The organism is Azotobacter vinelandii CA, from assembly GCF_000380335.1.
Taxonomy (GTDB): Bacteria; Pseudomonadota; Gammaproteobacteria; order Pseudomonadales; family Pseudomonadaceae; genus Azotobacter; species Azotobacter vinelandii.
Window position 1 is genome coordinate 1,912,501 of record NC_021149.1, and the last position, 19,446, is coordinate 1,931,946.

General features: G+C 62.8%; 16 protein-coding genes and 2 rRNA genes (1 of these 18 only partly in view). 5 read left to right on the forward strand and 13 right to left on the reverse strand.

Going from position 1 to position 19,446, the window contains the following annotated elements:
- A 23S ribosomal RNA gene (locus AVCA_RS08755) occupies positions 1–1,713 on the forward strand (it extends 1,179 nt beyond the left edge of the window).
- A 161-nt stretch (positions 1,714–1,874) separates the two neighbouring features.
- Positions 1,875–1,990 (forward strand): 5S ribosomal RNA (gene rrf, locus AVCA_RS08760).
- Between the two features lie 248 nt (positions 1,991–2,238).
- Here rrf and gloA read toward each other — a convergent pair.
- The 10 genes from gloA to metG all read right to left on the reverse strand — a co-directional run bounded on the left by gloA (position 2,239) and on the right by metG (position 11,737).
- Positions 2,239–2,628 carry a lactoylglutathione lyase gene (gene gloA, locus AVCA_RS08765; protein ID WP_012700539.1) on the reverse strand — a complete coding sequence of 130 codons (390 nt, stop codon included), beginning with the start codon at positions 2,626–2,628 and terminating at the stop codon, positions 2,239–2,241.
- Positions 2,629–2,909: 281 nt separating this feature from the next.
- On the reverse strand, positions 2,910–3,089 hold the full coding sequence (locus AVCA_RS08770; protein WP_012700540.1) for a PA3496 family putative envelope integrity protein: 180 nt from the start codon (positions 3,087–3,089) through the stop codon (positions 2,910–2,912).
- A 105-nt stretch (positions 3,090–3,194) separates the two neighbouring features.
- Positions 3,195–3,833 carry an endonuclease III gene (gene nth, locus AVCA_RS08775; protein WP_012700541.1) on the reverse strand — a complete coding sequence of 213 codons (639 nt, stop codon included), beginning with the start codon at positions 3,831–3,833 and terminating at the stop codon, positions 3,195–3,197.
- Positions 3,834–3,859: 26 nt separating this feature from the next.
- Entirely contained in the window at positions 3,860–4,573 is a 714-nt protein-coding gene (locus AVCA_RS08780; protein WP_012700542.1) for an electron transport complex subunit E, read from the reverse strand.
- On the reverse strand, positions 4,570–5,223 hold the full coding sequence (gene rsxG, locus AVCA_RS08785) for an electron transport complex subunit RsxG (protein WP_041807117.1): 654 nt from the start codon (positions 5,221–5,223) through the stop codon (positions 4,570–4,572). Before rsxG ends, AVCA_RS08780 begins: the two co-directional genes overlap by 4 nt.
- Positions 5,224–5,226: 3 nt before the next feature.
- Positions 5,227–6,258 (reverse strand): RnfABCDGE type electron transport complex subunit D, encoded by a 1,032-nt coding sequence (locus AVCA_RS08790; protein WP_012700544.1) that lies wholly within the window; start codon positions 6,256–6,258, stop codon positions 5,227–5,229.
- Between the two features lie 78 nt (positions 6,259–6,336).
- A complete protein-coding gene (gene rsxC / locus AVCA_RS08795) occupies positions 6,337–8,403 on the reverse strand; it encodes an electron transport complex subunit RsxC (RefSeq protein ID WP_012700545.1) in 2,067 nt (688 codons plus the stop codon).
- Positions 8,400–8,963, reverse strand: a complete 564-nt coding sequence (rsxB, locus tag AVCA_RS08800) for an electron transport complex subunit RsxB (protein WP_012700546.1) — start codon at positions 8,961–8,963, stop codon at positions 8,400–8,402. Before rsxB ends, rsxC begins: the two co-directional genes overlap by 4 nt.
- A complete protein-coding gene (gene rsxA / locus AVCA_RS08805) occupies positions 8,960–9,544 on the reverse strand; it encodes an electron transport complex subunit RsxA (RefSeq protein ID WP_012700547.1) in 585 nt (194 codons plus the stop codon). Before rsxA ends, rsxB begins: the two co-directional genes overlap by 4 nt.
- Before the next feature lie 147 nt (positions 9,545–9,691).
- A complete protein-coding gene (gene metG / locus AVCA_RS08810) occupies positions 9,692–11,737 on the reverse strand; it encodes a methionine--tRNA ligase (RefSeq protein ID WP_012700548.1) in 2,046 nt (681 codons plus the stop codon).
- A 193-nt stretch (positions 11,738–11,930) separates the two neighbouring features.
- On the opposite strand from metG, the gene apbC reads away from it, so the two are divergent.
- Together apbC and dcd are read left to right on the forward strand one after the other, a co-directional pair.
- Entirely contained in the window at positions 11,931–13,025 is a 1,095-nt protein-coding gene (apbC, locus tag AVCA_RS08815; protein ID WP_012700549.1) for an iron-sulfur cluster carrier protein ApbC, read from the forward strand.
- A 341-nt stretch (positions 13,026–13,366) separates the two neighbouring features.
- The gene (dcd, locus tag AVCA_RS08820; protein ID WP_012700550.1) at positions 13,367–13,933 is read left to right on the forward strand and encodes a dCTP deaminase; all 567 of its coding nucleotides are present in this window, start codon (positions 13,367–13,369) and stop codon (positions 13,931–13,933) included.
- A gap of 358 nt (positions 13,934–14,291) precedes the next feature.
- Here dcd and AVCA_RS08825 read toward each other — a convergent pair whose 3' ends face one another.
- Positions 14,292–14,963 carry a phosphoribosyltransferase gene (locus tag AVCA_RS08825; RefSeq protein WP_012700551.1) on the reverse strand — a complete coding sequence of 224 codons (672 nt, stop codon included), beginning with the start codon at positions 14,961–14,963 and terminating at the stop codon, positions 14,292–14,294.
- A gap of 4 nt (positions 14,964–14,967) precedes the next feature.
- Positions 14,968–16,305 (reverse strand): erythromycin esterase family protein, encoded by a 1,338-nt coding sequence (locus AVCA_RS08830; RefSeq protein ID WP_050764379.1) that lies wholly within the window; start codon positions 16,303–16,305, stop codon positions 14,968–14,970.
- Positions 16,306–16,483: 178 nt separating this feature from the next.
- On the opposite strand from AVCA_RS08830, the gene AVCA_RS08835 reads away from it, so the two are divergent.
- Positions 16,484–16,732: a hypothetical protein gene (locus tag AVCA_RS08835; RefSeq protein ID WP_231876197.1), complete on the forward strand. Its 249-nt coding sequence runs from the start codon at positions 16,484–16,486 to the stop codon at positions 16,730–16,732.
- Positions 16,733–16,818: 86 nt separating this feature from the next.
- On the opposite strand, the gene AVCA_RS08840 is transcribed toward AVCA_RS08835, so the two are convergent.
- Positions 16,819–19,338 carry a penicillin acylase family protein gene (locus AVCA_RS08840; protein ID WP_012700554.1) on the reverse strand — a complete coding sequence of 840 codons (2,520 nt, stop codon included), beginning with the start codon at positions 19,336–19,338 and terminating at the stop codon, positions 16,819–16,821.
- Positions 19,339–19,446 lie beyond the last annotated feature (108 nt).

Genomic DNA, 19,446 nt, shown 5'->3' on the forward strand with positions numbered 1-19,446 from the left:
GAGCGTTCTGTACGCCTGTGAAGGTGAGTCGAGAGGCTTGCTGGAGGTATCAGAAGTGCGAATGCTGACATGAGTAACGACAATGGGTGTGAAAAACATCCACGCCGAAAGACCAAGGGTTCCTGCGCAACGTTAATCGACGCAGGGTGAGTCGGCCCCTAAGGCGAGGCTGAAAAGCGTAGTCGATGGGAAACGGGTTAATGTTCCCGTACTTCTGGTTGCTGCGATGGGGGGACGGAGAAGGCTAGGCCAGCTTGGCGTTGGTTGTCCAAGTTTAAGGCGGTAGGCCGATCACTCAGGCAAATCCGGGTGGTCAAGGTCGAGAACCGATGACGAGCCTTCCTTTACGAAGGCGAAGTGGTTGATGCCCTGCTTCCAAGAAAAGCCTCTAAGCTTCAGGTAACCAGGAACCGTACCCCAAACCGACACAGGTGGTCGGGTAGAGAATACCAAGGCGCTTGAGAGAACTCGGGTGAAGGAACTAGGCAAAATGGCACCGTAACTTCGGGAGAAGGTGCGCCGGTGAGGGTCAAGGATTTACTCCGTAAGCCCATGCCGGTCGAAGATACCAGGCCGCTGCGACTGTTTATTAAAAACACAGCACTCTGCAAACACGAAAGTGGACGTATAGGGTGTGACGCCTGCCCGGTGCCGGAAGGTTAATTGATGGGGTTAGCGCAAGCGAAGCTCTTGATCGAAGCCCCGGTAAACGGCGGCCGTAACTATAACGGTCCTAAGGTAGCGAAATTCCTTGTCGGGTAAGTTCCGACCTGCACGAATGGCGTAACGATGGCGGCGCTGTCTCCACCCGAGACTCAGTGAAATTGAAATCGCTGTGAAGATGCAGTGTATCCGCGGCTAGACGGAAAGACCCCGTGAACCTTTACTGTAGCTTTGCACTGGACTTTGAGCCTGCTTGTGTAGGATAGGTGGGAGGCTTTGAAGTGGGGACGCCAGTTCCCATGGAGCCATCCTTGAAATACCACCCTGGCATGCTTGAGGTTCTAACTCCGGTCCGTCATCCGGATCGAGGACAGTGTATGGTGGGCAGTTTGACTGGGGCGGTCTCCTCCCAAAGCGTAACGGAGGAGTACGAAGGTGCGCTCAGCGTGGTCGGAAATCACGCGCAGAGTATAAAGGCAAAAGCGCGCTTGACTGCGAGACAGACACGTCGAGCAGGTACGAAAGTAGGTCTTAGTGATCCGGTGGTTCTGTATGGAAGGGCCATCGCTCAACGGATAAAAGGTACTCCGGGGATAACAGGCTGATACCGCCCAAGAGTTCATATCGACGGCGGTGTTTGGCACCTCGATGTCGGCTCATCACATCCTGGGGCTGAAGCCGGTCCCAAGGGTATGGCTGTTCGCCATTTAAAGTGGTACGCGAGCTGGGTTTAGAACGTCGTGAGACAGTTCGGTCCCTATCTGCCGTGGACGTTTGAGATTTGAGAGGGGCTGACCTTAGTACGAGAGGACCGGGTTGGACGAACCTCTGGTGTTCCGGTTGTCACGCCAGTGGCACTGCCGGGTAGCTACGTTCGGAAGAGATAACCGCTGAAAGCATCTAAGCGGGAAACTCGCCTCGAGATGAGATCTCACTGGAGCCTCGAGCTCCCTGAAGGGCCGTCGCAGACTACGACGTTGATAGGTGGGGTGTGTAAGCGTTGTGAGGCGTTGAGCTAACCCATACTAATGGCCCGTGAGGCTTGACCATATAACGCCCAAACAATCTGTTGCCAGCCCCAGCGGGGCGGCACGGAGAGGGCGCAGCCGACAGGCCGAAGATTTGGCTGGACCGCACGCTGCCGGAAACAGGCTACCGCTATCACCTACCCGATTGGCTGTCGTGTCATCGACACGGCGGCAACCGAATTGCTTGACGATCATAGAGCGTTGGAACCACCTGATCCCATCCCGAACTCAGCAGTGAAACGACGCATCGCCGATGGTAGTGTGGGGTTTCCCCATGTGAGAGTAGGTCATCGTCAAGCGCCTTTTGCGAACCCCCGGACCGAGTCATCGGTCCGGGGGTTTTTGCTTGGCCCTGGCTCGTAGGTCCGCCCCGGCAAGGGCTCATCTCTCTCTGCTCGTTTCGTTTGGGAGAGGCGACGACCTTTGACACTGAGTCATGCCATCACACCGTAGGATCAAGCACACTGAATTATTTTGAATGAACTACGGTGTGATTTGTTTTTCTATTGCATTGAGCGAGTTTTTATAGCTTGGGGCTATTATTCAGTCAGGATTGGTTTTCTTGGATAAGTTCGATCTTGTAACCATCCGGATCCGTTACAAATGCAATAATCGTTGTGCCATGCATCATGGGGCCAGCTTCTCTGATTACATTTCCGCCGTTTTGCTTGATATCGTCGCAAGCCTTGTAGGCATCATCGACAGCAATGGCAATATGCCCGAAAGCATTGCCCATCTCGTATCCGTCAACACCCCAATTATATGTAAGTTCAATGACGGAATTTTCCTCTTCTTTTCCGTATCCAACGAAGGCTAGCGTGAATTTCCCTTCGGGATAATCGTGCTTTCTTAGAAGGCTCATGCCCAGAATACGGGTATAGAAGTCGATTGATTTTTCCAGATCGCTCACACGGATCATGGTGTGTAGAAGGCGCATGTCTAGTCCTTGTGTGTATGGGCATCGGGGAAATTTTAGAAAGAAGCATGCCGAAGAGCAAATCGCGGCCGAAGAATCGGATACTGGAGAATAGTCGGCTATGATCTCGGGGCTGCGAAAAAGGAAAAGGCAAAGGCCCTACTCCATGTAAAGACGACCTTTGCCTCGCTGGGTAAGGGCTAAGAGCAAGACGGTACTTTTAGTATCAGTTTAATCTGAAGCATACGCCTGAGAGCGGGTTAATCCAGGCTTGGAAATTGCTGAATTTCAAGAAGCTGGACTCATATATCGAAGTCGTAGTCAGCAAGATCTTTCTGCAGGCGACGTTCTTCAAGGTAGTTATCTATGATCCGGCGCTTGGTCAGGTTGGTTTTGGCTACTTCAACTTCGGTTCCGGTGTCATCCGCTTCCTCTGCAACGAAGTCTTCATCCAGTTCAATATCGGCTTTGTCGGTGGCCATATTGTTCACTCTTGGCTATGGGCGCTATGGCGCTTCTTATAGCGGCAAAGCCTGAGAGGGTAAAAAAGATTTTTTCAATTGATCTGGTGTATTCGCAATGAAAGGTTAATCGTCGGATGTCTTGTGTTTGTACTCGCACAGGTCTTCGATGCGGCAACTGCCACACAGTGGCTTGCGGGCCTTGCACACATAGCGACCATGCAGGATCAGCCAGTGGTGGGCGTCCAGGAGATACTCCTTGGGCACCAGTCTGACGAGCTTGCGTTCGACTTCCAGCACGTTCTTGCCTGGTGCGAGGCGAGTGCGGTTGCTGACTCGGAAGATATGCGTATCCACTGCCATGGTGAAGTGGCGGAAGGCCGTGTTGAGCACCACATTGGCTGTCTTGCGACCGACTCCAGGCAGCGCTTCCAGAGCTTCTCGATTGTCCGGAACCTGACTGTCGTGCTTCTCGATGAGGATGCGACACGTCTCGATGATGTTTTTGGCCTTGCTGTTGAACAAGCCGATGCTCTTGATGTATTCGCTCAGGCCTTCTACGCCCAAGGAGAGTATGGCTTCCGGAGTGTTCGCCACCGGAAAGAGTCTGGCGGTCGCCTTGTTCACACTGACATCGGTGGCTTGAGCGGAGAGAATCACCGAGATCAGCAGTTCGAAAGGGCTGCTATAGAGTAATTCCGTTGTAGGGGTTGGGTTGTCTTCCTGAAAACGGCGAAAGATTTCCCGGCGTTTGTCTGCATTCATGGTTGGGCGGATTTCAGGCTAGGGATTTACTCGATTACCCCAGTCACTCGCACGCGGCGGCTGGGGCTGGAGGTTTGTGGCTGAAAGGTCCTGCTTCGTTCGGCTCGGTGCTCGTCGATCCGGTTCTTTGCCGCGATCAGGAGACCCAGAACGATAAAGGCCCCGGGCGGCAATATGGCTAGCAGAAACCCTTTGTAGTCGTCGATCAGCGCGATATGCCAATCGGTCGCTGCGGGCCCGAACAGCAGATGCATGTTGGCGAACAATCCGCCGGTACCGAACATCTCGCGGACTCCGCCCAGCATGACGAGTACCACGGCAAAGCCCAACCCCATCATCAATCCATCGAAGCCCGCCAGCAGGAGAGAATGCCTAGCGGCAAAACCGTCGGCACGACCGAGTATCACGCAGTTGGTGGTAATCAACGGGATGAAGATGCCGAGGATCTGGTAAAGCTCATAGGTGAAGGCCTGCATCAGGAGCTCGATACAGGTGGTCAGTGCGGCGATGATCATCACGAAAACCGGCAGGCGCACGGCAGTATTCACCACCCCGCGTACCAGCGATACGGCCATGCTGGAGCTGCCCAATACCAGGATCGTGGCCAGCCCGAGTCCCAAGGCATTGACAGTGGAGTTGCTCACGCCGAGCAGAGGACAGAGTCCGAGAAGCTGCACCAGTGCCGGATTGTTCTTCCAGAGCCCATTGGCGCTCAGCTCGCGATAGCTGGGATTGCTCATGGTTCCTTCCTCTGCTGCCCGGCGATCTGTGTGTTCAAAAGCCTCGCCTTGTTGGCCTGGAAATACTGCAAGGCTTGGTGAGTCGCCTTGACCACGGCTCGCGGGGTGATGGTCGCTCCGGCAAACTGGTCGAAAGTTCCACCATCCTTTTTCACGGCCCATCCGGACTCGACCGGGCTCTCAAGGGATTTGCCCTCGAAACCTCGGATCCAGGGATCCTTGGCCAGCTCGATCCGATCCCCCAGGCCGGGCGTTTCCCGGTGGCCTATGGCTCGTATTCCGGCCAGTCGCCCATCTGCCAGGATACCGATCAGTAGATGGATGGCGCCACTATAGCCATCTGGAGCCGTGGCGCGAAGGATCACGGCGGTGACCTGTCCATTCTTGCCGGCGAGATATGCCGGCTGCGGGCCACGATGGCCGAGCAACGGTTCGTTGAGCTGGATGGTACTAGCGAGCAGGTCGTTGTCGTAGCTACCGGCCGGGAGAATCTCGCCCAAGGCGCGGATCTGGGACTGGCGTTCGGCAGCCTGGATCCGCTCGGCCGTACCCCGTTGGAGCAGTGTGACCCCGCCGACCGTGACTACTGCAAACAGTCCCAATACCAGGCCGTTCTTCAACATCGAGCGACCGACTTCCGGCAAGTGCATGGTTCAGCCCCCCACCTTGAAGCTGCGCTCAGCCTTGCGATGCCCATAGGTGCGCGGGCGGCTGAAGTAGTCGATGGTCGGTGCGGCCAGGTTCATCAGCAGCACGGCGAAGGCCACTCCATCCGGGTAGCCTCCCCAAGTGCGGATCACATAGACGAGGATGCCGACGCCTATTCCGAAAATCAGTCGCCCCTGGTTGCTGGTAGCGCCGCTCACCGGATCGGTGACGATGAAGAAGGCGCCTAGCATGGTTGCACCGCTCAGCAGATGAAACAGGGGCGAGCCGTTGGAGTCGGAATCCGAGCCGTTCCAGAACAGCAGGCTCATGACGAACAGCGCTCCGAGCATGCCGGCCGGCGCGTGCCAGCCGAACAGACGGCGCCGAAGCATGAACAGGCCGCCGGCGAGAAAGGCAAGATTGACCCACTCGGCTCCCCGGCTTCCCAGATGGCCGAAGGCCGGATTCTGTACCCGGAGTTCGTCCATCGTCAGGCTTCGATTGGTCTTCAGCGCGTCCAGGGCCGTCGCCTGACTCCAGCCATCAGGCAGGGAGGCGATGCCAAAGATATGTTGAATGCCTTCGGTCAGCCCGACGACATGGGGAACAGGCCAGGCGGTCATTTCCACCGGGAAGGAAACCAGCGCCACTACGTAGCCGACCATCGCCGGGTTGAAGGGGTTCTGTCCCAACCCGCCATAGACGTGTTTGCCGAACAGGATGGCGAAACCGCAGGCGGTCAGGGTCAGCCACCAGGGTGACTGAGGTGGCAGGGCGAGGGCCAGCAGCATGGCCGTGACCAGAGCGCTGCAGTCGTTGAGAAAGAAACCGACAGGACGCTGCCGGAGGTGCAGAACGGCAGCCTCGAGACCGAGCGCCGTGGCGCTCGCCAAGAGCAGATTGATCAGGGGAGCGAAACCATACAGCCAAGTCAGCGTCAGCAGACCGGGCAGGGTGGCGACCAGCACTTGCTGCATGATCCGGCGGGTACGGTTGCTGCCCGTAGCGTGGGGTGAAGTGATGCGGGGCAGGGCCATTGGCTCTCCGTTGTGTACGTGCCTGGGGGCGCGGCTATCGGGCTCGCCGGCTAGCTGCCGTAGAGGGCCATCGCCGGGTCATTCGCTTTGGTATCCCGCCAGCCGGCGCTCGGCTTCGGCCAGGCGCGTCCGGGCCGACTCCAGCACGGGTGGATCGATTGTCTCGTCGCGTTCCAGTTTGCGCAGGTCGGCGCGGGCGAAGGCGAGTTCGGTCTTCAGGGCCCGCAACTTCTCATCCACCGGGCGTTTATCGATCCGCACCAATTGCGGTGCGGGCCTGTCCGAAGCCTCCTCGGCGGCATGCAGGGCCCGCTTGGCGTCGGCCAGGGCCTCGCGCAGGTGTGCCAGTTCGCTGTCGTCGACACTGGCCTTCTCGGCCTTCTTCAACTCGGTACGCCTCATCGCCAACTCGATCTTGGCTTTCTTCAGCGCTGTGTCGTTGCCTGCCGACGGCGCTGCCGGAGTAGTCGCCTCCAGTGCCTTGCGTGCCGCCTCGGCAGCGGCACGCAGTTCGGCGACCTGGGCTTCCAGCTCTGCCGTCGGGTGGACGGCGAGCTGCTTCTCGGCTTTTTTCAAGGCGACTTGGGTCATGCTCGCCTCGATCTTCAGCTTTTTCTGGTGCTCGGAGAGTCCGGTCGGCCGGCTGGCAAGCGAGGTTTCCTGATGGGGCACCGAGCTGCTTTCCGCCTGTACCGCCCTGGCCCGGGCGGCCTTTTCGACGCGAGCCCGGCGTTCTGCTTCCTTCTGTTCCTCGGACTTGCGCAGGCGCTCCTGGCGCAGCTCGAAACGTAGCCTGGAGTGTCCGGCCTTGTGCCGCTTCTGCTCCAGTTCGCGGATTTCCGCCTTGGCCACACGGTAGTACTGCACCAGCGGCAGGCTGGAGGGACAGACGTAAGCACAGGCGCCGCATTCGATGCAGTCGAACAGGTTGTATGCCCTGAGTTGCTCGTGTTCCCGACCGAGGGCGAAGAAATGCAGTTGCTGCGGCAGCAGGCTGGCCGGACAGACATCGGCGCAGGCACCGCAGCGAATGCACGGCAGCGCCGGTGGCGGAGGCGGCAACTCGCTGCGGGTCGGTGCCAGCAGGCAGTTAGCGGTCTTGATCAGGGGCACGTCGAGCGAGGACAGGGTGAAGCCCATCATCGGGCCGCCCATGATCAGGCGGTCCATGCGCGCCTCATCCAGCCCGGCGAAAGCCAGCAGTTCGCCCACCGGCGTGCCGAGCAGGGCCTCGACGTTCATCGGCCGGGCCAGGGCTTCGCCGGTCAGGGTGACGATGCGCGAGATCAGCGGCCGTCCCAGGAGTACCGTGTCATGGATGGCGACACAGGTGCCGACGTTCTGGCAGAGCATGCCGATGTCCGCCGGCAGGCCGCCGCTCGGCACCTGTCGGCCGGTGAGGATCTCGATCAGTTGCCGTTCGCCGCCGGACGGATACTTGGTCGGCAGTACCCGCAGCCCGAACGACCGCTCGCCGAGGGCGGCGCGCACCGCGGCGACCGCCTCGGGCTTGTTGTCCTCGATACCGATGAGCACCTGCTCGGGTTCGATCAGTTGCACGAGGATATCGATGCCGATAATCAGCTCGGCCGCTCTCTCTCGCATCAGCCGGTCATCGGCAGTGATATAGGGCTCGCATTCGGCACCGTTGACGATCAGCGTGTGGATCTTCCGCTGCGGGCGTGCCGTCAGCTTCACCGCCGTGGGGAAGCCGGCGCCGCCCAGGCCGCTGATGCCGGCCTGGCGAATTCTCTCCAGCAATATCGCCGGCTCCAGGCTGCGATGGTCGGCGCAAGGCTCCAGGGCGGTCCATTCATCCAGGCCGTCGCTATCGATGACGATGGCCGGTGCGAGCAGGCCGGAAACGTGGGGATAGGGTTGCATGCCGATGAAGCTCACCGTGCCGGAGGTCGGAGCGTGCAGCGGCGCGCTGACCCGTCCGCTGGCTGTGGCGATCGGCTGGCCCTTGAGGACCCGCTCGCCGACCGTGACGATCGGCTCGGCCGGGGTGCCGATGTGCTGTCCGAGCGGCAGGATCAGACGCGCGGGCAACGGCACCCTCTGGATCGGCGTGCGGTTGGAGAGTTCCTTGCGTTCCGGTGGGTGAATGCCACCCTGGAATTCCCAGAGTTTCGCTTCGCTCATGCCGCTCGCTCCCGATCGCTGGCGATCAGTCGGCCGGGAGGCAGGGGCAGATCCCACTTCCAGTCCTGCGGTGTATCGGCGATCGGAAGCATGTCGATGCAGTCCACCGGGCAAGGTTCGACGCAGAGATCGCAGCCGGTGCATTCGGCGGCGATCACCGTGTGCATGTGCCTGGCGGCGCCAACGATGGCGTCCACCGGACAGGCCTGCAGGCATTTGGTGCAGCCGATGCACTCCGCTTCGCGGATGCGTGCGACCATTCGCGGCTTCTCGCCTTCGGGGGCGTCCAGCGGTTCGGGCTCGAGGTCCAGCAACTCGGCCAGGGCCAGGATGGTCGCCTCGCCACCGGGCGGACACTTGTTGATCCTGTCGCCGGCGGCGATGGCTTCGGAGTAGGGCTTGCAGCCGGGATAGCCGCACTGGCCGCACTGGGTCTGCGGTAGCAGGGCATTGATCTGTTCGGCGACGGGATTGCCTTCGACGCGAAAACGCACCGCCGCATAACCGAGGATGGCGCCGCACACCAGACACAGCAGGAACAGGGCGAGCACGGCGGTCATGGCTTGATCAATCCGGAAAAGCCCATGAAGGCCAGGGACATCAGGCCGGCGGTGATCAGGCCGATGGCCGCGCCCTTGAAGGGTTTGGGCACGTCGGCGATGGCGATGCGCTCGCGCATGGCGGCGAACAGCACCAGCACCAGGGAAAAACCGAGGCCGGCGCCGAAGCCGTTGATGCCGGACTCGAGGAAGCCGTAACCCGCCTTGTTGGCGTTGAGCAGGGCCACGCCGAGGACGATGCAGTTGGTGGTGATCAGCGGCAGGAAGATGCCCAGAACACGGTAGAGCAACGGACTGGTCTTGTTCACCAGCATTTCGGTGAACTGCACCACCACGGCGATCACCAGGATGAAACCGATGGTGCGCAGGTATTCCAGATCCAGCGGCACGAGCACGTACCGTTGCAGCAGATAGCTGCACATGGCCGCCAGGGTCAGCACGAAGGTGGTGGCCAGGGCGAGGCCGATGGCCGTCTCGATCCGCTTCGACACGCCCATGAACGGACAGAGGCCGAGAAACTGCACCAGCACGAAGTTGTTGACCAGGATGGCGCCAACCAGGATCAGGACGAGTTCGGTCATCGCGGGGACACCGTCGGGCGGGCAGAGGGCGGGAGAGAAAGGGTGTCCATTATATCGGGGAAGGCGCAGGGGCGAACAACCGCGGAGGCCGTTCGGCAAGGCTTTCAGGGGGCGGACGGGGGAAGAGTCCTCCACCCCCTGGCGGGATCAATGCACGCGCTGACCGGGCTTGGCACCGGCATCCGGGCTGAGCAGGAAGATCTCGCTGCCGCCGGGGCCGGCGGCCAGCACCATGCCCTCGGACAGGCCGAACTTCATCTTGCGCGGCGCCAGGTTGGCGACGTACAGGGTCAGGCGACCTTCCAGCTCGCTCGGCTCCGGATAGGCGCTCTTGATGCCGGAGAACACGTTGCGCTTGGCGTCGCCGATATCCAGGGTCAGACGCAGCAGCTTGTCGGCGCCCTCGACGAACTCGGCCTTCTCGATCAGCGCGATGCGCAGGTCGACGGCGGCGAAGGCATTGAAGTCGATTTCCGGAGCCAGCGGCTCCTTGACCAGTTCACCATTGCCTTGGGGAGCGGCGGCTTCGCTGTTCTGGGCGGCGAGGTCTTCCTTGGAGGCTTCGATCATGGCGTCGATCTTCGCGGGTTCGATACGGGTCATCAGCGGAGTGAAGGGGTTGAGCGGATGGTTGGCCAGGCGCAGCGTGTGATCCTGCCAGGTCAGCGGGGCGACATTGAGGAAAGCCTCGGCGGCAGTGGCCAGGTTGGGCAGCACGGGCTTGAGGAAGATCACCAACTGGCGGAACAGGTTGATGCCGAAGGCGCAGATCTCCTGTACCTCGGTCTGCTTGCCTTCCTGCTTGTTCAACGCCCAGGGCGCCTTGTCGGCGATCCAGGCGTTGGCGCGGTCGGCCAGGGCCATGATCTCGCGCATGGCGCGGCCGAAGTCACGGCCTTCGTAGGCCTCGGCGATAGCCGGGGCGGCGACCTGGAAGGCCTCCCACAGCTCCGGCTCGGGATTGGCATCGACCATCAGACCGGCGTTGCCCTTGTGGATGAAGCCGGCGCAGCGGCTGGCGATGTTGACCACCTTGCCCACCAGGTCGGAATTGACCTTCTGCACGAAGTCCTCGAGGTTGAGATCGAGGTCGTCCACGCCGCGCGACAGCTTGCTGGCGTAGTAGTAGCGCAGGTACTCGGGGTTGAGGTGATCGAGGTAGGTGCGCGCCTTGATGAAGGTGCCGCGCGACTTTGACATCTTCTGACCGTTGACGGTCAGGTAACCGTGCACGTTGACCGCGGTCGGCTTGCGGAAGCCCGCGCCTTCGAGCATCGCCGGCCAGAACAGGGTGTGGAAATTGACGATGTCCTTGCCGATGAAATGGTACAGCTCGGCCTTGGAGTCCTTGCACCAGAAGGCGTCGAAGTCCAGCTCGGGGCGACGCGCACAGAGGTTCTTGAAGCTGGCCATGTAACCGATCGGCGCATCCAGCCAGACATAGAAGTACTTGCCCGGCTCGTCGGGAATCTCGAAGCCGAAGTAGGGTGCGTCTCGGGAGATGTCCCACTCCTGCAGGCCGCCGTCCAGCCATTCGGCGATCTTGTTCGCCACCGCTTCCTGCAGGGTGCCGCTGCGGGTCCACTCCTTGAGCATGGCCTCGAAGTCCGGCAGCTTGAAGAAGAAATGCTTGGAGTCCTTGAGCACCGGCGTGGCGCCGGAAATCGCCGAGCGCGGGTCTTTCAGTTCGGTCGGCTCATAGGTGGCGCCGCACTTCTCGCAGTTGTCGCCGTACTGGTCCTCGGCGCCGCACTTCGGACAGGTGCCCTTGATGAATCGGTCGGCGAGGAACATGCCCTTCTCGGGGTCGAAATACTGGGTCACCGAGCGGGTGGCGATGTGTCCGGCGTCGCGCAGGCGGAGATAGATGGCCTCCGACAGGGCACGGTTCTCTTCCGCGTGGGTGGAGTGGTAATTGTCGAAATCCACCAGAAAGTCGGCGAAGTCGGCGCTGTGCTCGGCCTGCACGTAGGCGATCAACTGCTCCGGGGTGATGCCTTCCTTCTCGGCGCGTAACATGATCGCCGAGCCGTGGGCGTCGTCGGCGCAGACGTACACGCACTGGTTGCCGCGTTGCTTCTGGAAGCGCACCCAGATGTCGGTCTGGATGTACTCGAGCATGTGGCCCAGATGGATCGAGCCGTTGGCATAGGGCAGGGCGCTGGTGACGAGGATCTGGCGAGCTTCGGGCATGGTCTGTGCGGTCGGGATTGCGGAAGGGAAAGTCCGTGAGTGTAAGGCCGCGGCGGTTTTTTTTCATCCGCGGGGAGGCTCCTGAAGGTCGGTGCATAGGTCTCTTCCATGATGGTTGCCGCCCGAGCATGTCGATCGGGCCGGGCTCGGCTATCATGGCCATCTGTTTCAGTCGGTTTTTCGGGAGTAGCCCATGTCCGTCACTCGCGAAGCGGTGGAAACCGCGCTGCGTCAGTACTTCGACCCCCATCTCAAGCAGGACCCGGTCAGCGCCGGCTGCGTCCGCGATATCACTATCCGAGACGGCCAGGTCGGCGTGCGGCTGGAACTCGGCTATGCCGCCGGGTTGTTCAAGGATGGCTGGGCGCAACTGCTCGAAACCGGCCTGAAGAGCCTCGACGGCGTGCGTGAAGCACGCGTGCAAGTGGACTCTGTGATCGCTCCGCACAAGGCCCTGGAACAGGTGCAGGGCTTGCAGGGGGTGAAGAACGTCATCGCCGTGGCTTCCGGCAAGGGCGGGGTGGGCAAGTCCACCACCGCGGCCAACCTGGCCCTGGCCCTGGCCCGCGAAGGCGCACGGGTCGGCATGCTGGATGCGGACATCTACGGCCCCAGCCAGGGCATCATGTTCGGCATTCCCGAGGGCAGCCGTCCGCAGGTCCGCGACCAGAAGGCTTTCATCCCGCTGCAGGCCCATGGCGTGCAACTGATGTCCATGGCCTTTCTCACCGACGACGACACGCCCATGGTCTGGCGTGGGCCCGTGGTTTCCGGCGCACTCATGCAACTGGCCACCCAGACCGACTGGGACAACCTCGACTACTTGGTGGTGGACATGCCGCCCGGTACCGGCGACATCCAACTGACCCTGGCGCAGAAGGTGCCGGTGGCCGGCGCGGTGATCGTCACCACGCCGCAGGACCTCGCCCTGCTGGATGCCAGGAAGGGGGTGGAGATGTTCCGCAAGGTGAACATTCCGGTGCTCGGCGTGGTGGAGAACATGGCCGTGCATATCTGCTCCAACTGCGGACATGCCGAACACCTGTTCGGCGAGGGCGGCGGCGAGAAGCTGGCGGCCCGGTACAACGTCGAGCTGCTCGCCTCCCTGCCGCTGTCCATGGAGATCCGCAGCCAGGCCGACGCCGGCCGGCCGACGGTGATCGCCGATCCGGACAGTCCGGTCACCCTGATCTACCAGCAGATGGCCCGCAGCGTCGGCGCGCGCATCGCCCAGAGCGGGCAGATCGTCGCCCAGTCGATGCCGAAGATCGTGATCAGCGAGGATTGACGCCCGGTCGGCGCGGATGATGGGGGACGGGCGTCCGTCGGAGCGGATGCTTGTGTCGCCTTGGGGCCGGCACGTTTCCGTTGCCCGACATGCCCTCGGTGTTTGTCGGTGTCGAGCCTTTCGTCCGGCTTGCGCCAGTGGATGCACGGTTGGAGCGTTCGAGTCGCACCGCTGCCAGCGCGGATGGCGATGCACGGATGCTCGCCGAGCGGCCCGCAGGGAACTCCGCTGCGGCTTGCCCATCCGCCGTTTCCGAGCCGTACCGGGGTCGGGGGCTGGCGCTTTGAAGGCGTCGGGACAGTCGCTAATATGCACACCCTAATTTTTGCAGGACTGCCGTCATGACCATCAAATCGGACAAGTGGATTCGCCGCATGGCCCGGGAGCAGGGCATGATCGAGCCCTTCGTCGAGCGTCAGGTGCGCACCGAGGGCAGCGAGCGGCTGATTTCCTACGGCGTGTCCAGTTATGGCTACGATGTACGCTGTGCCGACGAGTTCAAGGTCTTCACCAACATCCACTCGGCCACCGTCGATCCGAAGAATTTCGACGAGAGGAGCTTCGTGGACGTCAAGGGAGCGGTCTGCATCATCCCGCCGAACTCCTTCGCCCTGGCGCGCACTGTCGAGTATTTCCGCATCCCGCGCAACGTGCTGACCATCTGCCTGGGCAAGAGCACCTATGCCCGCTGCGGCATCATCGTCAATGTCACCCCTCTGGAGCCGGAGTGGGAGGGCCACGTGACCCTGGAGTTCTCCAACACCACCACCCTGCCGGCGAAGATCTACGCCAACGAGGGCGTGGCGCAGATGCTCTTCCTCGAGTCCGACGAGCCTTGCGAGGTGTCCTACAAGGACCGTGGCGGCAAGTATCAGGGGCAGACCGGAGTGACCCTGCCGAAGACATGAGCGGCAGCGCCAGCCCTGCCATCGGGCTGGCGGCGGCGCGGGGGAATTACTCCAGTCCGGCGGACTCTACCGACTGTAGTCATCGGGCCGGCAGCGCGCCGTCCCTCACAGTCGGAGGTCGTCATGGAAATCCGTCGTCACAGCGAACCCCTTCATCTGTCCTCGATAGCGGGGCAGGCACTGCCCGGTCGGTTCTGGTCGGCCGGAAATCCCGCCGGCGATCCGGAGCCGGGCGTACCGGGTCAACCCAACGAGCCTGGTGTGCCGACGCAACCGAGCGAGCCGGGAGAGCCGACCCGGCCGGACCAACCGCCGCCGGCGCCGGTGGCCTGAGCGTCCGCCCGGACACGGCGCCCGTTCAGCGGGCGCTGTGCCGCGCCTCGGCCAGCAGATCGGCGACTTCGCGGTCGGTGGTTTCATCGAAGTCGCCATAATGGCGTGCGATCGAGTCGAAAGGCTCGGGCATGGCTAGGCAGACCAGTTCGTCCACCAGTGGCTGCAGATCTTGGGCGACCGCCCGGGGAGCGACCGGCACGGCCAAGATCAACTGTCCGGGAGCGGACTTGGCCAGTCCTTTCAAGGCCGCCCGCACGCTGCTACCGGTGTCGATGCCGTCGTCCACCAGAATCACGCAGCGGTCGGCCACGGGTACCGGCGGCTCGCGGCAATACAGTTGCCGGGCACGCTCCAGCTCTTGCGACTGGCGCTGCATTTCCGCCTCGAACCAGCCGGCCGGGGGGCGTACCTGGCGCATCACTTCCTCGTTGACGACGAACTGCGGATGGGCCCCATCGATCACCGCGCCGAGCGCGAGCCCGCTGTGTCCGGGGGCGCCGATCCGGCGCACCAGGAGAATGTCCAGCTCGGCGTGCAGCATCCTGGCGGCCTCGAAGGCGACCGGGACGCCGCCGCGGGGCAGGGCGAGCACCAGCGGACGCTCCGCCGCATGGGGCATCAACGCTTCGGCCAGTTCTAGGCCGGCGCTGCGGCGGTCGAGGAACAGGTGGGGGGCGCGGCGGATTCCATGCATGGGCTCATTCTCCGAACGGGTAGGTTTCGGCCTGCCCCGCCTGTGGCTGGCGGGGCCCCAGGGGCGTGACGGCATGGGTTTCCTCCAGCCAGATCCAGGCATCGAACTGCTCGGCCAGCACCGCTTCGAAGTAATGGCTCTGGCGCTCGCTCTCCGGACGGTAGATCACGCCGATGGCGCGTTCCAGCAAGGTTTCGGAGAGAGCCGCGCGTAATTCGATGGATGGATTGTCACGCCAGTCGGTGAGGGTGGCGGGAAAGCCGGTCTGCAGGAACAGGCGCTCCCAACTGTCCGGGCGCGAGGGGCGGACCTGCTTGATGCGCATCGGCTCGTCCCACTCGCTGGCGCACGCTACTTCGCCGCGGTCGGTGCCCATGCCGATCAGGACGGCATCCCTGCCCCAGGCGGTGCGGCACAGTTCGCCGATGTTGAACTCGCCGGCCCAGCCCATGGCCGTCGCGTCGGCGTTGCCGATGTGCGAATTGTGCGCCCAGACCACTGCCCTGGCTTCGGGGCCGCGGTGTTCCAGCAGATGGCGCAGGGTATCGAACATGTGCCGGTCGCGCAGGTTCCAGGAGGCGCTCGAGCCGTGGTACATGATCCGGTAGTAGTGCTCGGCGGCCTGTACCACACGGGCATTCTGGGTGGCTTCGAAGAAATCCTCGCCATCCCGGCCGAGGGCCTCCAGGCGTAGTTCGAGCAGGCTGCGCAACTGTTCGATCACCGCCTCCTCGCAGGACTGGTGGCCGTAGAGGACGTCGCGGCCATAGCGGGCCGGCGCGTCCCTCCAAGGCATCAGGCAGCCGTAGCGTTCACGTGCGGCCCGGGCCGCCTGGGTGTCGGTCTTGTCCAGGTAGTCCAGCACCGCGCCGATCGAGGCGACCATGCTGTAGACATCCAGGCCGCGGAACTCGACGCGCCGTTCATATGGCAGGTCCCGGTTGAAGCGGTTCAGCCAGTCGCAGAACTCGGCGACCTCCAGGTTGCGCCACATCCAGGTCGGAAAGCGCTGGAAGGCCTGGCGCTCCCAGTCGGCTGGTCGTTGCCGGCGCACGTGCTGGTCGATCCGGGCGGCGTCCGGCCAGTCGGCCTCGACGGCGACGATGTTGAAACCATGCCGTTCGATCAGTCGCCGGGTGATCGCCGCGCGAGTACGGTAGAACTCGGATGTGCCATGGCTGGCCTCGCCGATCAGCACCACCCGGGCATCGCCATAACGATCGAACAGGCTGGCGAACGCCCCGCTGTCGAGCGCAGGCAGGGAAATGGCATGGCGGCGCAGCAGCTCCACATGCTCCCGGGTCTCCGGTGCAGCGGAGCGGGTATCGGAGGGCTTTCTCATGCGAGCCTCCTGAAAGGCCTGTCCCTGCCGATGGATTCGGGACAGGCGTTGGCAGGATTCTTCAGAAAGCCTAGCCACATTTGCCCGACTGGCGAACTAGGCGAAGGAGGTCTAGTCTGACCAGTAGGTTGGATCGGAGTGTCTACCCGCATCAGTGGTTAGAATGGAGGAGCAAGACATGGCTATTTGGTCGATCACATTCAACAAGGACGGAAATACGGTCAAGATGGTGACCGAGTCAGTGACCAAACCGACCGTGGAGGAAGCCAGTCAGAAAGTGCTGGAATTGGCGCGGCGCGAGGGATTCGAGTACCAGGACAGGGAGTTCGGTAGTGCAGGAGGAAACAATGGTGGAATCAAGGAGCCGGCAGTACAACTGTTCGAGCGCTATGGCATCACCCTGAGCGGTATCCTGAAAGCGGGATGAGACGCGAGGCGCCGCTTTCGACACTCATCCCGGCCGTCGGCGGCCGGGTTCGTCGATCATGCCCATGAGGGGCTGGCGATTCAGACCTACGGCACCAGCAGCAGGCGCTGGTTGCCGTAGGTCTTGTCCAGGTTCTCCGCCTTGAAAGGAAAGCTCATGTAGCGCCCATCGAGCCAGGCATCGATACCGTCCTTGTAATGCGGGCTGGCCGGATTGCCGGACTGGCCGGTGCCGTTCAACCCGAGCATGGGTTCTTCGCGTGCGAAATCGACGACGATGCGCATGGCGGGAATCAACTGGGCATCGAAGTTCTGTCCCCAGCGATAGGCGGAAACGTTCAACGTGCCATGATCGCCGCCGGCCGGGGCAGGGGCGTGGTTCAGGTAGCCGTCGAGCGCCTGGATGGCGGTACGCTGACGGGCATCGAGGTAGGGGGCCAGGCGGGTACTGTCGCTGATCCACCGGTAGCGATGCAGCTTGCCCCATTGCCAGGCGTTTCGATCGTCGCCGAGCCGGCTTTCCAGATGTCGTACTGCGGCCGCCAGGCTGCGTGCGAGGATGGCTGGCTTGTCTTCGGTCCGCGCGGTGGCGATGTCGTCCCAGAACGGACTGTCCTCGCGGCCGAGCAGGTGGTCGGCCTGGGCCGAGTAGGACAGGCCGGACATCTGCAGCAGGGCCTGCCAGGCGGGGCTGTCGTCCGGGCCCAGTTCGTCGAGGAATGTCTGCCGCGCGCTTTCCTGCAGGAAGGCGCCATACAGGGCGGCATCCGCCGAGCCGGCGGCGAGCCGGCCGTCGAAGGCGAGCAATCGGCTCAAGGCTTCGCGGGCCCGGTCGCGTTCGGTCGACGGCAGGGCGTCGATCGCCTGGCGCAGCGGCTCGGCCATGCCCGGCGCCTCGAACATGGCCTTGAGCTTGGCGGCGAAGGGGGTGGTCTGGTCGTACTGCATGGCGATCATGCTCTGCGCATCGTGTCGGCCACGACCGGCCAGTTCGGCGATACGCTCGGCGCGCTCCGGGTAATACCAGGTGCTGGACAGTTGCATGCCATAGCCGCGCGGTACCGTGCGCTGGTTGGCGGTGCCCAGCCAGCCCTGCGCCGGGTCCTGATCGTAGGGGTGCAGCATGGGATCGGCGAAGCCGTCCCAGTCGTAGGCGCCATCCCAGCCGGGGGAAGGCAGTAGGCCGAGGCCGCCGCGGCGATTGGGGTAGCGTCCGGTCACCTGCCAGCCGATGTGTCCGGCATCGGCGAACAGCAGATTCACCGCCATGGCGCGCAGTTCGCCGGCAGCCGTGAAGGCTTCGTCCACCGAGCGGGCGTGGGAGAGCTGGAGGAAGGCGTCCAGGCTACGGTCATCGTCGAGCGGGAGCCTCTGCAGCGCCAGCCCATGGCCGCTGCTCAGCGACAGGGGTTGCAGCGGATGCTTGCGCTCGCCGAGTACGCTGTTCAGCAGTGGGCCGTGACGGGTTTCGTAGAGGGTTTCGCGGATCGCTGGCGCGCCCTTGACGAGGAAGGTTTCCTGGCGCTCGCTGACCGGCAGCCATTTGCCGTCGGCGAGGTAATGGAGGCGTCCGTCCTCGTGCTTGATCCGCTCGAGGAAAAGGTCTTGGGTATCGGCCATGACCATGGTCATGCCCCAGGCCAGCTTGCCGTTGAAGCCGGCGATCACCACCGGAATGCCGGCGACCGAGACGCCTGCGCTCTGGCGCTGCGGCGTGCGGACATGGACGAAATTCCACAGCGAAGGCAGGGCGGGCGGCAGGTGGGTGTCGTTGGCCAGCAGACTCTTGCCGAGGCGGCTGCCGCGCGGCGCGATCGCCCAATTGTTGGAGGCGGCGACACCGAGCATGTTCAGGGCGGCGACTTGTCCGGCCGCCCGGTCAAGGGCGGCGAGCCCCGGGATCTGCCCGCCCAGCTCGACACCCTTGAGCTTGTCCGCCTCCGCGAACGGCAGGGGTTCGTCCGGGTAGATCGGCGTCAGCCAGACGAGCCGCTCCGTACCGACCTTCTGCGCCAGCCTGAGCGCGGCGATCTCCTCCTGCAGGTTGGTCGACAGACCGAAGTTCAGCAGGCAGAACAGCAGCACCGAATCTTCCGCCTTCCAGTACGATGGCTGGTAACCTGACTCGGCCAGATCCATGGGCAGCCGGTCGCGGTGACGGAACAGGAAGGCGTTGACCCCGCGGGCATAGATTTCGAAGTCCTGCCTCAGGCCGGGCGAGGCGTTGCGGTACAGCGTCTCGGCATGACGACGGAGGCCCATCGCACGCATGAAGCGGTCGATATCGAGGACGTCCGGGCCGAGCATCTCGGCCAGTTTTCCTTCGGCCATCAGGCGCAGGCCGACCATCTGGCTGAGCCGGTCGCTGGCATGCACGTAGCCGAGGGCGAACAGGGCATCGTGCTCGTTGCGGGTTTCGATCAGCGGCATGCCGAGGGCGTTGCGTCGTACCACCACGCTGTCCGCCAGTCCCTGGAGGCGCAGCACGCCCTGTGTGGGTGGCAGGCTGTCCGCATGGCGCCTGTCGGCCACCGACTGGCAGCCGGCGAGTACGAGCAGGGAAGCGGCTCCGAGGCTCAGTCGAAACAGATGGCGAAGCAGGCGCATGTGGCGGGTTCCTTCGGGAATGGGGTTGCGAAAAGGCGGGTGGACGAGCGATCCGGGGCAAGAAGTGAAGCCTAAGGTAGGAAGCCGGCCGGTGGCTTGCAAGCTGGC